Source organism: Rothia sp. CCM 9418 (genome assembly GCF_048512825.1).
Classification (GTDB): domain Bacteria; phylum Actinomycetota; class Actinomycetes; order Actinomycetales; family Micrococcaceae; genus Rothia.
The window spans coordinates 139,806-154,164 of record NZ_JBLXXX010000004.1 but is presented as its reverse complement, the minus strand read 5'-3'; the positions used below and the strand labels follow the sequence as shown (position 1 = coordinate 154,164).

The window sequence follows — 14,359 nt, the reverse complement described above, 5'->3', positions numbered from 1 at the left end:
AATGCGTTCTTGAGGCGTCACAATGATTAGTTCTAGAGGGAGGCTAATTTCTGACGAAGTTGTCGAACGAATTGCTTTTCAGAGAACTTTTGAATATATTCACGAATTTGCTGAGCGTCCCATTGTTCGGGGTTAAAAGTGTCTACAGCATGATAAATATTTTCTTGGGTTGGTTTCTCAATAAAGGTTCCGTTCAAGTTCTCTTGAATAGTGTCTAGATAGCCGCCAGCTCGTAAAGCAATCGTAGGCTTTCCATAAGAGCCAGCCTCTAATGGTGTCAGCCCAAAATCTTCATAAGAGACCGCCAATAAAGCACGGCAATGAGCATAGGCCCCACTCAACTGCGCATCAGAAACATTATGAGCAAAACGGATATTATCTTTAGCTATTTTTTTCAGGTCCTGAGCCATAGGACCAGAACCGATAATAAGAAGTTTCTGACCTAATCGGTTAAATGCTTGCACGACGTCTGCCACGTTCTTATACGGCAGAAGACGAGAAACCACGAGAAAATAATCGCCGTTAGCCATAAATTCTTCTAAACCAGAGATAGGTTCGGTCACGTCTGTTGAGCTCGTAGAATACGGTGGGAAGATAATTTCAGAATCCTTCCCGTACACATCAAAAATACGCTGGCGAATTACTGTCGAGTTCCCAACATAAGGGCCCGCTTTCTGTGCAGCACGTTGATCCCAACGGATTAATGCAGGGCGAAGAACTTTCAATGCGGCACCAATTAATGGGTGAGTAGAATTCCCTAAATACTCATCGCTCAGGTATAGCCACCGTGCTGGTGAGTGGCAGTAGATGAGTGATTTCCCCGAGAAGTTAAAGCCATGCGCCCACCCGGTGCTGGAGACAAGAGTCTTCTGCGCTGGTACACGGAGAAAAGAACTTGCAATAGGCAAAACGGGTAAGGCCAAACGATGGTTCCGACGAAACACCCCTATTCTATTCAGAGGAGAGACAACAACCTTAGCATTTTTAAATTCTGGGTACGTGTTCTCAGGATCATATAACGTGGTATAGATTGTCGCTTCCGGAAAAGCTTTATGCATAGCAAGCACAACGCGTTCTGCCCCACCACGCTGTGTGAGGTAGTCATGAGCAATAGCGAACTCTTCTGTTATGGGTGCGGTGCGAGAGAATTTGCGAAGGAAGTTCTTGAGCTGGGGGAAAAGAACCATGGAGTTTAGAAGACCTTTCGGGCGCGTTGAGGATATGTAATTCCGGCATATCCAGCAGACTCTACAACAAGTGAAATAAGTTTTTCTGAGACTTTACGAGGAAGCCTATCAGCAACAGAATCAATAGCTGATCCAAAGATATTAATGGTTTTCTCAGTGGTTAGAGCGGCAACAGCTTTGACAGCAGTTCCCCACAAACCATGGAGTTTAATGTCCCCTAAAACTTCATCACCATGTTTATCAATAAAGATTGCCCGTGCAGCGCCAGAGTGTAAAGCTCTGGTTGCTCGTCCTGCAGTTGTTGTTGCCGCGATATAGTGACGAGATTCTAGCTCTGGCGCAAGAATAATGGTTGCTCCAGCTTGGTGGAGCATATACCCCATATCGACATCTTCCCAGCCGTAGAGCCGGTATCGCTCATCATATCCACCAACTTTTTCATACATACGACGAGTCAATGACGCATTCGCGTTCCAGAAGTTCCAACGTCTTTCAGGAGAAACTCTATAGGCATCTTCCCTAAATTTTACGTCACGGTGGTATCCATAAGCTCGCGCATAAGCATTATCAGGATACACATTGTGAACTAAACCAATCACTCCGGTCTCGCCATCACCTTGGTGTAGACGAATATGTTCTGCAATATAGTTTTCGCCCGGTTCGAGGTCGTCATCACAGCGAATGAGAATTTCTGCATCAGCCGCCTGATGCCCTGCATTAAGAGCTTTAGAACGACCACGGTTCTCAGGAAAAACAATAGCTTCGATATTGAGGATGCCACGCTGTTGGTAGGCCTTTACGACGCTCTCGGATCCGTCAATATCACCATCGCAGACAACAATGACTTGAAAATCTTTTTCTGTCTGCTGTTCTAGAGCATCTAAAGGATAATGAAGTTTAGACGCTCCTCCCCTCGTGGGGATAATAACTGCTGCTTTATACATTTAAAGGTGCTCTCTCATGAGTGAATTACGTACTCTTCTGACGCAAAGAGTCTAAAGGTTGTTAACAATATCTTTTGAGGAGTTCTTCCACACGGGCTTTTCCTGCTTCTGGAGAAAAGTATTCAAACCAACGCCAGTAGAGGTTTTCTACCGTATGTTGTAATTCTTCTGGACTTTGCAATAGCTCCTTACCCATACGACGAATCATCCTTGCCAAATCTGAAGCACAAGATTTTGAGTATACCCAAGGATAACCTTCACCAAGTATTTCAGGCAGTGCCCCCGCGTCAGAGATGATAAGGGGAACCTTAGCACTCATCGTTTCAGCCGCGACAAGGCCAAAAACCTCGTTACAGGTTGAAGGAACAACCAATATATCGATATTCTTCATCAAAGTTGATGGTTCAACCCATCCAAGAAGTTCGAGGTTCTGTCCTAATGCTGATAATGCATACTGTATTTTTTCCTGACTTCGTTTGTCGACAAAGTGAGGTTCACCAGCAAGTACTAATGAATAGTTTTCTTCAGGGAATTCTTGATTCAATTCTTGTATGGCATAAGCGAGGACATCTGTTCCTTTAATTTCAGATGGGCGACCAAGAAAACCTATTTTAATGTTTCTCGGTGAGCATGTTCTTCGTTCTAAAGGCATAGGTACTTCGTTAACCCAGTTATAGAACGTCTCGGTTCCAGATATCTGGTCACTTACAAAATTACTGGGGACTAGCGTAACTAGAGCTTTTCTTCGAGCAATGGGGACAAGATATTTCAGTTTTCCTTCGGGGAATTGGTGCAAGTGAACGATACGGTTGGGATGCCCTGCAGTAGCGAACGAGGGCACTAACCCGTTACACCACAATAAGCCTTCACGATGCTTTTTATCCCATGCACGAAGCTGAGCAATATAGTGTTTGCGTGTCGTTGCCGGTAATACGATGGTGTCAAATCCCTCATCTTGTGTAGCTTCAACCAACGCAGACGGTTCGGCAGGTCCGACAACGGTGACGTGGTGGCCCAAGCTTCGAGCAACGCGGGCAATATTCAGGAGCATGACTTCTCCCCCGCCGATATCGCCATTATTTGTGGCAATCGTTAGTTTTTTCATGCGTTTTTCCTCTGAGCTCCAAATTTTTCTAAAAGATAGTTTTTTACACGTCCACTAATTGTTGTCTCAACAAAACGATATAAGAATGATGCCCATAGTACTACGATAGCAAAAACAACTATTCGGTTAATCCATCCTGCCCCAAGATAAGGCGTTAACAAATATATAAGTATAAATCCCATAACATTATGATTTAGATATGCAGAATAAGATATCTTTCCCATGAAGTATATCGGACCTCTATCGAGGAAAGGACATGTCTGAAAATGCACGACAGTAAAAAATATAACGGTTACTATAAAGACTGAAACCCCATACGTTATATTATGTTGAATATACGCATTATAAGCAGCAATAAACATCAATAATGGCATATACCATTTAAATTTTCGATCATAACTATAGAAGAACATTATCATACCAAAAGAAAAGAGAGGAGCATGCTCTGCTAAAAATAACCATATAATCATTTTTGGTATACCAGTTGGTTTAATAAAAATATTACAAAGAATAAAACCTAAAATAGACCAAAAAATAGCAAATCCAATAATAAAGTTCTTATTTAACTTACCTTTATTCAGTACAAGGTAAGTTAACATCAGAATATAGAACTGCATCTCTGTTGCAAGAGTCCAGTACACCGTATCGACGTTGGGGACCATCAGGAAACGCTGAAACATCGTAATATTTACAACAGCATCTTTAATGGTAATAGCATGATTTTCAGCTCCTACTGCGAGCAGAAGAAAAGTAGACATTAAAAGTGCAACCCAGTAAGAGGGATATAGTCGAGAGAAACGGGATATAACAAAGTTCTTTGCAGTTTTCCCCCGAATAGCTGTTAACAAGATAACAAAACCACTAATCATAAAAAATAATTGAACGCCAAGAGCACCAAAAGAAAATTCATAAGGAGATTTAGGCTGAGATGGGAAAAACTCGTTATAAGGAGATCCAAAGTGTCCTATGATAACGCCAAGAATCGCTAGACCACGAAGCCCGTCTAAAGCATAGAAACGACCATTCTTATAGTCCTGAGGATTAAGATATTCAGGAGGTTTTTTATGCTTCATAAATTATCCTTGTATTTCTGCCTAATTTTATTCAATATCGTATTTAATGCCAACTACTCATCATAAGCCATTATTCAAAGAGTGATTCTCGTGCAGCTTTTCACTTAGAGAATCACTCTTTGATAGTTGAATTATAATGATTTATATTTTTGTTGTTCTTCTTGCTGTTGATAATATCCAATAGCATCTTTAGGCTTCAACAGGTAGGAAAGACCAAGACCGACCGCAATTGCCCAAGGAATAGTCAGAATAACCTCACCAAGACGCCAGCTACATATAGCAAGAAGAACGATAGCTGCCTCAGCAACGATAATACGTTCTTTACCTTTTTGATGTTGTTGTTTCCAGAAAACTGTGGCCAAAAGAGTAATGAGCAAAACCGCAAACATCCAAATCCACCCACCTTCAACGAAGAGAGTATAGAAAGAGTTATGAAATAACCATCTACGGTCACCGCCAGGCAAGAATACATACGCTTGGCCAAAACCTTGACCATGCCATGGTGTCTGAGCAACTTTTTCTAGCGTTGCTGCGTCAATACGTGCACGCAATAAATCACTACCATCACGGTTTGCAAAAACACCAGCGTGAGCGTAGTTTTCTGTCAGGTAGTCCACCGCCCATACGATAAATATAGCTAAGACAGATTTTGCGAAAAGACCAATTTTTTTGCCAAAGGTCAGCCATAAAAGTGCAAACATATACCCAGCAAGAGAGGTACGTGATCCGGTTTCCCAAAGTAAAACACTAAAGAGTATAAAAGCCAACAGTTTTTTCTTCTTATCATCGAGGTACGTAAAGAAGAGCAAACCAATAAAGGCGTACCAAAGTCCGGAAACGTTCTTATCACCAAGCCATCCGGTTAAAAATCCGGTATAGGCATCCGGCGCAATACCTGCATAATATGCCCCTGCATTGAATAACATGCCAGTAGCAATACCAAATACTAGTGACCGGGCGTCAATCCTTTTGTCACCGATAAAAAGTGCCAAAAAAATCACAATAGAAATACGGAAAGTTCTTCGTAAAGTCTCATCCACTGTCGAAATACCAACGACTACAGAGCTTATAGCCGTATAGGCAACTGCTAAGACAATGATAGCGATAAATAGATTAACCCTAGGATCGTCATAATGTGATTTACGTGTTGACGCATGGGCTACAAGAATAACAGATACAGCAGAACCTATAGGAATACCAAAGTACGTTACTCCCAAAGCAAAAATAAACAAGCCATAAATGAAATCCGACATGACAATGCTGCCAACACTCTCTTTGAGATGTTTTGCTTCGGCAGTAAGAGCACCGTTCATACGTTCAGAGAGGGAAGCTGCACTCATGAGGAACTCACTTTCTGATAGATGTTCACGATATTAGCTGTCATTTCTTCTGCACTAACCCACTGCTGTTGAGAGGGTTTTTCAGTGTGTGCTTTTTGAGTAAGTTTTTGGGCAACAAGCTTGATGACGTCTTCACGGTTATCTTTAGTAATAGCAGGAACAAGATCTTCAGCGACAACAATCTCGCTGTTTCCGCCAACATCGGTGGCGATAGTTTTCATTCCAGCAATATGAGCATCAATGAGTGTATATGAAAGATTTTCCCATACTGATAGCTGAACTAGAATATCGTGTTCTGCCATGGCTTGGACAGAATCCACGAACCCTGGGAAATGGACTTTCGTCTCAATTCCAAGGATTCGTGCCTGATCTTCTAATACCTCACGTAATGGGCCGCCACCAGCAATAGTTAAATAAGCGTCAGGGTTATGTTCAGAAAAATGAGCAAACGCTTCAAGCAGTACGTCAAGACCTTTCTCTGGAGAAAGACGAGAAAGAGAAAGCACTTTTATATTTTGAGATATTCGCTCCGTACGATAGCTTTCTAACTGCTTCAAAAGATCAGTACCGTGAACACCGTTCAGAACGACGTTCACACTAGACGCACCCCATTTACGGCGCATCTGTTCAGCCGTCGAACGGGACACCGCAATCGCAGCATCTGTACCAGCCAAGCGAACACGATGGATTCCTGCCATTAAACGAGAGCGCCACGAGCTCCCATGATATACCTCATCGTTACCAGCAATACCATGCTCGGTTGTCACTAAAGACGGTACACGAACGCTTTTCTTCACCAAAGATTGCAATTTAAGACTCTGAATCACAGCACATGCCACAACATCAGAGTATGCAAGATGTGAGTGAAGGATACGAGGCTGAACCTGTTTTATTGCTGCTAACAAAGATTTAAAAGAGGTAGCAAAACCGTAGTCAGGTCCATACTGTGCGGTAATAACCTCAGTTCCTTGCTTTTGAAGCTGACGGGTGAGTTCACCTTCAGGTGCGAGGACAATCAGCTGATAGCCGGGTAGCCCGGCACGTGCAGAATCTACAACGTGCCGGGCTACTCCACCAAATTCAGGAACCGGAATTGCCCAGAGAGCAACCGGCAACTGGGATGTGTCTTTTAGAGCCACTTTTCAAGCCGATCTAGAGCGGTAAAGAATCCTTCACCGTTGTTGATATGGCCCTGCCAAATTTCTGGAATAAAGGACGACTGAGGAGTCAGCTCACGAAGCTGTTTACCGAGAGCTGCCCAGTCAACATCACCTTCACCCACTTGAACGCCTTCACCGTCGACACCTTTGCCATCTACCAAATGCAAATGGATAGAGCGTGGTGCCAAAAGCTCTACCGCTTCAGATAGCGGAATCTTCAAGAAGTTTGCAGCCAACATGGTGTGTGAGATATCGAGGCATAGCGCAGTGTTATACGTATCTGAGAACTCTGCGGTGTCTTGAGGGTCAAGGAAGAGGTTATGGTATTGCTGACCGCCCATCAACCAAGGATAAGGCGGCAGAGTTTGCGCCGCGATACGAACACCAGAAGTATCTAGTTTGCCAAGAGCCTCACCAATACGCTCATACTTATCAGCACGTGCAGAAGCAGGAATATGTCCATCTTTGGTGAAACCACCCATGGTCACGACCATGACAGGGTCATCATCTACGGTGAAGTAACGGGTAAGGTCACGAGTAATGTCGATGGTGCGTTGAACCTCAGCGATGGAACGCTCCCAAATATCTTGATCACGGGAGGCGAGGTCTACTAAGAAATCACCAGCAAAGAGGTCTGGCAGGTGAGTTGTAAAGCTCATGGGAAGCTTCTGGTCAAAGACATCGTCGATGTTGATTTCAAGGTCTTTATAAGAGAAATGGAACTCAAGAAAATCAGGCTTCGAGTCTTCGATGAGGGGCTTGTAGTCATGGTAACGAACAGGAAGACCCCAAGGACGGTCAAATGTGAAGTCTCGACGAGTTACAAGGTCATCTTTAAGATCCCCTTCAAAGAAGAAAGAGCCTGCTTCAACGTCACGTTGCATAGTACGTCCGACAAGTTGCGGCAAGCAGTTCGGCTGGAGACCACGGCCAGGAGATTTAACAGCAACGTCAGCTTCTGAAACAACCTCACCTTTGGCAATATCACGAGTTGCGACCAATGATTTTGCCAAGTTAACGCGGTTCATAAGCTCACCGGTAGAGACTTCACGAGGAGCTGCTGTTCCGATAGCTTCTTCTACTTCACGGATTTGAGTCACCATTGCAGTGAATTCTTCTGGAAGCAACGAGACGGTGTGGTCGTTGCCTTCAAGAGTTTTATCAATAGTGAAGTGCTTTTCAATAATTTTTGCTCCGCGTGCTACAGCAGCGACCGGAACGTGATACCCGCGTTCGTGTCCGGAGTAGCCGACGAGACACTGCCCAATTTCAGCAAGACGATCCATATATGCAAGGTTGACGTCTTTGAACGGTGCCGGGTACGCAGACTGGCATTGTAAAAGAGCGTACGAAGCTCCACGATTCTGTAGGAGTTTGACCGACTCACGAATTTCTTCTTCACGGCTCATACCGGTAGAAACCAGCATGGGTAGACCACGAGAGGCAACGTCTTCAAGCAGCTCATGGTTTGTGAGGTCGGCAGAAGCAATCTTCATGCCTTGGATACCGTAATCGACAAGAGCCTGAACAGAAGGTGCGTCCCAAGGGGTGCACATAATGTCCATATTGTGTTCTTTGACGTGGTCAAAGACTTCGTACATCTGGTCAACAGACAATGAGAAACGTGAGAGCAGGTCAAGGGTATATTGTACGCCGAGGTCTTCACCTGCAGATTGAGAACCTGCTTGACGGTATAGCGCATCCATATCACGTAGCTGGAATTTCACAGCGTCTGCGCCGGTTTCTACTGCAAGGTCAACAAGACGCTTTGCTAAATCGACATCACCTTGGTGGTTGTTTCCAATTTCTGCGATGATGAATGCTGGGCTGTCTTGGGTAATCTCATGTTTACCGATACGAAGAACATCCTGTTCATTCATAGCGATAGCGATAAGGTGTCCTCGCTCATCGACGAGTGGAAGATGGGAGATACCTTTAGCGAATTCTGCCTTGAGAGCTGCAGTATCGGTGCCAAAGGGCACACTGTGAACGTTCTTATTCGCAACCTCAAGGGCAGAAGTTTCCAGAGATTCGGTGGGATGAGCGATCAACCAGCGACGGAAATCTCCGTCAGACAGAGCGCCTTGAAGCACGCCGGACTCGTTTACAAGAAAGATGATGCGCTGTTGGTTTGCAGAAATTTTTTGTAGAGCGGTGAGAACGGGATCCTCAGAAAACACTACATAGGGGGTGGTATTACGTTCGATAATCATGAGGAGCTACTTTCGTTATGGGTCTTAAGAATCTCGTTGAGCTGGTATTCGGCTACAGCAAAGTCAATAGGTGCGTCAATGTCAACACCTTCTACCTCGTCGAGTAAGAAAAGCTCAATGTTCTCGGCAAGACGGTTATGGTACTTTTCGTAAATTTCGGTGGCCGTGATATACATTGAGCCGTTTTCACGGTAACGGTAGGTTTCGCGGGTCAGTTCTTGACGGCGGGGACGAGCCATCACCTCATATTGAGCTTGCGGTGGTTCTGTAGCAGTCCAAATGAAAGGACCGATAGGAATGACTCCCACCATAGAGTCAGAATCAGAGCTAGCAAATTGACGGACGGCACGTTCAAGAGTGCCAGGTAAACGAACAGGGCTCGTTGCTTGTAAAAGCATCACAGCGTCAGGGCGTCGTCCCTGCTCTTCGACAAACTCGATAGCGTGCTCGATAACAGGCTCAGTAGCCGTAGTATCTTCCGCTAAATGAGCAGGACGCATAAAAGGAACTTCAGCCCCATATTCACGAGCGATATCTGCGAGTTCGTGGTCGTCTGTTGAAACGATGACGTCCATAATGTGTTCTGGTGCCAGAGCTTCTTTTGCTTCAAGAGCTTGTTCAATAGTCCATGCAACCAGAGGTTTACCTGCGATGAGTTTGAGGTTCTTCCGAGGGATTCCCTTAGAACCTCCGCGCACAGGAATAACGCATAGAATGCGCATTATTTCTCCAATTTTTCTGCGATGATGCGAGCGATAGTATCAGCGGGTACAGTACGCGGTTGAACCGGAGGTTCAGTGGGAGAATCGCCCCAACGATTCATGCCGTACCGTTCCCAAAACTCAATAAGCCATGGTTCTGGTTTAGGGTGATACACCCAAGAAGGAATACCTCGAATAGCAGCTTCTAAGACTCCCGTCGAGAAGATTGAAACGACTGGATGAGTCATCTCATTAAGAGGGATTGCGGACGTGTCCACAGTTATTCCTCGTTGTCCCCATAATTTATGAGTTATTAAAGACAGTTTATCCTTTTCCGAAGGATGTGGGCGATAGATTGCACCGTGATTTAGACAGAATTTATACCCAGCCCGAGCAAAAGATAAACGCGGTAGCTCAGCGCCATGCATCTGCCCTAAAAACACCGGAGTAGAATCAATACTCTCAATATCAACTTTTGGTTTCTGCGCCGCTTCATAAAATAGTTGAGAGCCTACTGTATGAACAGTAATATCTTCTCTTCCCGAGCGCCAAAAATCACCATCAGCATCACTAAAAGCTAATAGAGTTGAGTTTTCTGGAAGTGGAGGGGCAAAAGGCGTCATCAATCCGTGCTGAACAACGATAAACTCCCAGCCCATCTTCTGAGCATTACGATATATGGCAGAACCTAGGGGAAGGTAATGCCCTGCCGCTAAAACAACCTTAACGCCACGTTGTCGTGTGAGAGCATCAGTATCTAGTTCTTGAACCCGCCACGAGCCAGATGGAAGGAACTCTTCAACGTTCATAGGAGCTATCACTGCTACACGAGGATTCTTCAGATATTCCACAGGGCGCAACAAAGAAACAACCGAAGTAGGAGAAGTCGATTCAAGAACAATCAAGAGCTCAGGTTCAGGATGATTCATATGCAGAATACCTGAAACAGCGCAGGATACGATGTTTTGTTCTTGACGTCCCTTCAGCTTACGAAGTAGGTTTTTTACTCGTTGTTCTGGTTTAGAGTTAGCTTGCCATTGTTGCCAAGCAGACAAATCGCGAGGAAATTTTAAAGCCATAAAGTCTCCAAGACTTTGACGCGCTCATCAAATGTATGTTCTGCTAACGTACGGCGTTTCCCTGCCTCACGAATTTTCTGAGCCCACTGTGGGTCAGCAACGATACGTCGGCATAACTCAATGAGCTCCGCGGTAGAAGAATACGTCAACACTTCAGTCCCTGGCTCATAGTATCGAGTGACATCATCACGATCAATAATTTGTAGACCCCCAACACCAGAAGCCTCAAAGGTGCGCATCGTAAAGCCGTCTTGGTCTCCATGAATGTTGAGTGTTCCGGGTGACGCCGCCATCACACCGTATGCCTGAGAACGATCTAAATCGCGACCAGTCGGCAAACCGGGGTCTTTAAACTGACGAGTTCGTGCTACATCCCACCAGTGACGTGACCATTGTTTGCCATAAGCTCGAACTGGAATACCTGCCTGATGAAGAGCCTTAAGCATACGTTCACGACCCTCATAGCGAGCACCGACAAAACTAATATGTGTTTCCTTTGAAGGCGCAATCTTCATGTGTGAGTCATAGGCTAAAGGAACATCAATAGCATCAAAACCACGAGATTTTAGGTCTTGTACATCGGCAGGACTATAACTTGCGATAGGACCGATGTGGTGAAGTAACTCATCTGTATAACGCATACGACGAAGCTCATCGTACATCCAGGTACCATAACGAACCCCTGAACGTTCAAGAGTCTCCCACCAACGGTGGCCAAGCTGGTCACCTTTGACAACCAAGACAATATCTGGTTTTTGCTCCGAGAAAACAGCAATAGCTTTCTCCGTAACCTGATGCTCTAGATTCTCTGGACGAAAACGTTCAGGAAGATCATGCAAGATTTTATTCGTAATACGTTCTTGAATATTTCCAGGAGCATCATAAACGTGGGTGACAACTTCATAGCCTAGGCGGACGATAGAATCTCGAATTGTCATCCAATAACCATGGAACCCAGGAGAAACTAAGAGTAATTTCGGTTTAGTCATTATGCTCTGCAAGACCCCGCTCAGTGAGTTCTTCTAGAGCAGTCTCCCATGCAGAGCTATCTGCACCAGGAGCTTTCCAAGACTTCTGAATAAAGTCAGCGATTGCTTCACGTGCACTCCAACGCGCCTGAGGTGCGCCCAAAGAATACGCATAAGACATATCAGCAAGAGCATGGTCAATATCGCCAGCTCGTTTGATATCTACGTGTTCGATTATCGCTTCAGAACCGCCAGGAACAGCGTCAATAGAATACTGAGCTAGTTGGTCTAAGGTAATACGCTCACCTGAACCAGCGTTAATAATACGGGGAGATTCGTCAAGCGCAGGGAGGTTTGTTAACGCCCAAATCAGAATATCTGCGACATCTTCTACATGGATAAAGTCACGGGTTTGAGTACCATCCCCATACACAGAAAGGTTCTTACCTTCACGAAGGCGTGCAAGAAAAGCTGCCAATACGCCAGTATAGGGGTTATGGAGGGCTTGTCCCGGACCGATAACGTTCTGTGGGCGGACGATAGTTGCCGGCACTTTGCCAGCGACTACCTCACGGACGATATCTTCACCCTCAGATTTAGTTTCACCATATACAGATAATGGTTGGTGAGGATCTGACTCTTTAGTTGCACGCTCGGCAGAACCTTCTCCATAAACAGCTCGTGAGCTCAGCGAAACAAGAGGAGCATTCCATTTAACGGCATATTCTGCTGCATATCGGGTACCGTCAACGTTCACGCTACGGTAACGCTCAGTTTCGTACATAGACTGAGCTGTTCCGGTCTCAGCCGCAAGGTGAATAATGGCACCAGCGCCTTCAAGGTTCTCCCATGTTTCGGGAAGCGCCACATCACCAACAATAATCTTTCCGGGGAACTGCGCTTTTTCTGATTCGATATCTTGATGCACTTGCTCTAACAAGCTATCGAGCGCAACAACTTCATGTCCTTGTTCAACAAGTTTTTTTGCGGTTTTCAGACCGATAAAGCCGACTCCGCCAGTTAGTAAAATTTTCATGTTTCCCTAAATTTTATATAGATAAGATACGAGTATTTTTAATTAGTTTAGAGGTTTAGCAGGAACACCGGCAACCACTGCCCCAGCAGGAACATCTTTTGTCACAACAGCACCAGCACCAATAGTGGCTCTTTCTCCGATAGTGACCCCTCCGAGGATAATTGCTCGTTCACCTATGAAACTATGACGACCAATAATAATTGGACCAGTTTTTTGCAACACATCATGGTCCCTCAAATCATGGGAACCATTAGAAATGGTTACGCCGTCTGTAATCATCACATCATCGTGAACTTCAATAGTATCCACAGCATGAATGTGTACGCGATGTCCTAAATAGACGTTATTACCAATCACCAAAGATCCATTAGCTTCAGCTTGAAGCCAACTTTTTTCATAGACGGCAACATTGTTACCAATACTGATATGGTCGATACCGCGTAAGGAAAGCGGAGAAACAATAACGCTGTTCAGCCCAAACGTTTTAAACCCACGGGAATAAAGCGTCTTAGAAATAACAGCACTATAGTGCCAGCGAAGGGAGGGAACCGCCTCAACGATTTTCTGAGCAATATTCATCTTCTAATGGCCTTCCAAATAACTAAGTTCTTCAGAAAGAATACTTCGTGCATGAACATCTTTGTTACGTAAGGAACGTACGGAGTTCACCAGAAAATTAACGTAGCTAACAGCAGTTAGGGAACGGTGAAGTTGTTTTTTGAAGCCCCATTTTTCTGCATATATAAATCGAGAGTCTACGACCCACCCTCGGCGCTTCTGACTCTCAGAGGAGCCACCGCCGACATGCTCAGCACTCACTTCTCCGGCAAAAATAGATGGTACGCCATTCTCGGTTAAACGTTTCTGTAAATCGACTTCTTCACTATTCATATAAAAACGAGGGTCGAATCCCCCGATAGCACGGAATGGTGCAACAGGCAGGAGCATACACGCGCCCACCACCCAATCAGTGTGAACAGTCTTTCCGGTAACACACCGAGTATCGTGCCCTACCAGGCGATGCCACCAGGTAGTCCCCTTAAAACGGGCAAGAGGTGTAAACCATTCAAAAGCGTGATGGAAAACAGTCGGAAATTTTCGTCCTACCCACTGACCTTTTCCATCGTGGTCGACAACCTGCGGGCTATATACACCTATCCCATGACGTTCCTTTTGGGCGAGCATATCTGCAATAAAAGTTGGCCCAATCGTTAAATCACTATTGAGAACAAAAACCCAATCAGAGTGGGCAACCCCAATACCAGAATTAACAGCTTTGCCAAAACCACCGTTGAGCTCACGACGAATGACGATAACGCCCTCTAAATCAGGAAATGGTGTAGGGGAACAATCATCTGAAACAATAATCTCCAAGGGAATAGAAAGCTCTTGAGATTGTAGTTGCTCAATAAGAGGCATCGTATCTGCGGGATCGCCGTAGAACGGAATAACTACTGATACGGAGGTAGTTTTATTCACGTATTTCCTAGCTCTAACTATTTCATTTCTTTCTTAGTTCATACTAGCCTAGAAAAGAAGTGCGACAGCTTATC

At 44.9% G+C, this 14,359-nt stretch carries 13 protein-coding genes; all 13 read right to left on the bottom strand.

Annotated features, from left to right (window positions below):
* Window positions 1-32: 32 nt before the first annotated feature.
* The 13 genes from ACN083_RS06800 to ACN083_RS06740 all read right to left on the bottom strand — a co-directional run bounded on the left by ACN083_RS06800 (window position 33) and on the right by ACN083_RS06740 (window position 14,285).
* Window positions 33-1,187 carry a glycosyltransferase gene (locus tag ACN083_RS06800; protein WP_419102079.1) on the bottom strand — a complete coding sequence of 385 codons (1,155 nt, stop codon included), beginning with the start codon at window positions 1,185-1,187 and terminating at the stop codon, window positions 33-35.
* A 5-nt stretch (window positions 1,188-1,192) separates the two neighbouring features.
* Window positions 1,193-2,131, bottom strand: a complete 939-nt coding sequence (locus ACN083_RS06795; RefSeq protein ID WP_419102078.1) for a glycosyltransferase family 2 protein — start codon at window positions 2,129-2,131, stop codon at window positions 1,193-1,195.
* Window positions 2,132-2,192: 61 nt separating this feature from the next.
* Window positions 2,193-3,236: a glycosyltransferase family 4 protein gene (locus tag ACN083_RS06790; protein ID WP_419102077.1), complete on the bottom strand. Its 1,044-nt coding sequence runs from the start codon at window positions 3,234-3,236 to the stop codon at window positions 2,193-2,195.
* A complete protein-coding gene (locus tag ACN083_RS06785; protein WP_419102076.1) occupies window positions 3,233-4,309 on the bottom strand; it encodes an acyltransferase family protein in 1,077 nt (358 codons plus the stop codon). Before ACN083_RS06785 ends, ACN083_RS06790 begins: the two co-directional genes overlap by 4 nt.
* A gap of 131 nt (window positions 4,310-4,440) precedes the next feature.
* Window positions 4,441-5,649 (bottom strand): zinc ABC transporter permease, encoded by a 1,209-nt coding sequence (locus ACN083_RS06780; RefSeq protein ID WP_419102075.1) that lies wholly within the window; start codon window positions 5,647-5,649, stop codon window positions 4,441-4,443.
* Window positions 5,646-6,788 (bottom strand): glycosyltransferase, encoded by a 1,143-nt coding sequence (locus ACN083_RS06775; RefSeq protein ID WP_419102074.1) that lies wholly within the window; start codon window positions 6,786-6,788, stop codon window positions 5,646-5,648. Before ACN083_RS06775 ends, ACN083_RS06780 begins: the two co-directional genes overlap by 4 nt.
* Entirely contained in the window at window positions 6,779-9,022 is a 2,244-nt protein-coding gene (locus ACN083_RS06770) for an N-acetylneuraminate synthase family protein (protein WP_419102073.1), read from the bottom strand. The genes ACN083_RS06775 and ACN083_RS06770 overlap by 10 nt, the downstream gene beginning before the upstream one ends.
* Window positions 9,019-9,744 (bottom strand): cytidylyltransferase domain-containing protein, encoded by a 726-nt coding sequence (locus ACN083_RS06765; RefSeq protein WP_419102072.1) that lies wholly within the window; start codon window positions 9,742-9,744, stop codon window positions 9,019-9,021. The genes ACN083_RS06770 and ACN083_RS06765 overlap by 4 nt, the downstream gene beginning before the upstream one ends.
* Complete coding sequence (locus ACN083_RS06760; protein WP_419102071.1) at window positions 9,744-10,802, bottom strand: RNA-binding protein; 1,059 nt, start codon at window positions 10,800-10,802, stop codon at window positions 9,744-9,746. The genes ACN083_RS06765 and ACN083_RS06760 overlap by 1 nt, the downstream gene beginning before the upstream one ends.
* Window positions 10,793-11,791: a CgeB family protein gene (locus tag ACN083_RS06755; protein ID WP_419102070.1), complete on the bottom strand. Its 999-nt coding sequence runs from the start codon at window positions 11,789-11,791 to the stop codon at window positions 10,793-10,795. Before ACN083_RS06755 ends, ACN083_RS06760 begins: the two co-directional genes overlap by 10 nt.
* Complete coding sequence (locus tag ACN083_RS06750; RefSeq protein WP_419102069.1) at window positions 11,784-12,806, bottom strand: NAD-dependent epimerase/dehydratase family protein; 1,023 nt, start codon at window positions 12,804-12,806, stop codon at window positions 11,784-11,786. Before ACN083_RS06750 ends, ACN083_RS06755 begins: the two co-directional genes overlap by 8 nt.
* A gap of 42 nt (window positions 12,807-12,848) precedes the next feature.
* Complete coding sequence (locus ACN083_RS06745) at window positions 12,849-13,385, bottom strand: acyltransferase (RefSeq protein ID WP_419102068.1); 537 nt, start codon at window positions 13,383-13,385, stop codon at window positions 12,849-12,851.
* Window positions 13,386-13,388: 3 nt separating this feature from the next.
* A complete protein-coding gene (locus tag ACN083_RS06740) occupies window positions 13,389-14,285 on the bottom strand; it encodes a glycosyltransferase family 2 protein (protein ID WP_419102067.1) in 897 nt (298 codons plus the stop codon).
* Window positions 14,286-14,359: the final 74 nt, after the last annotated feature.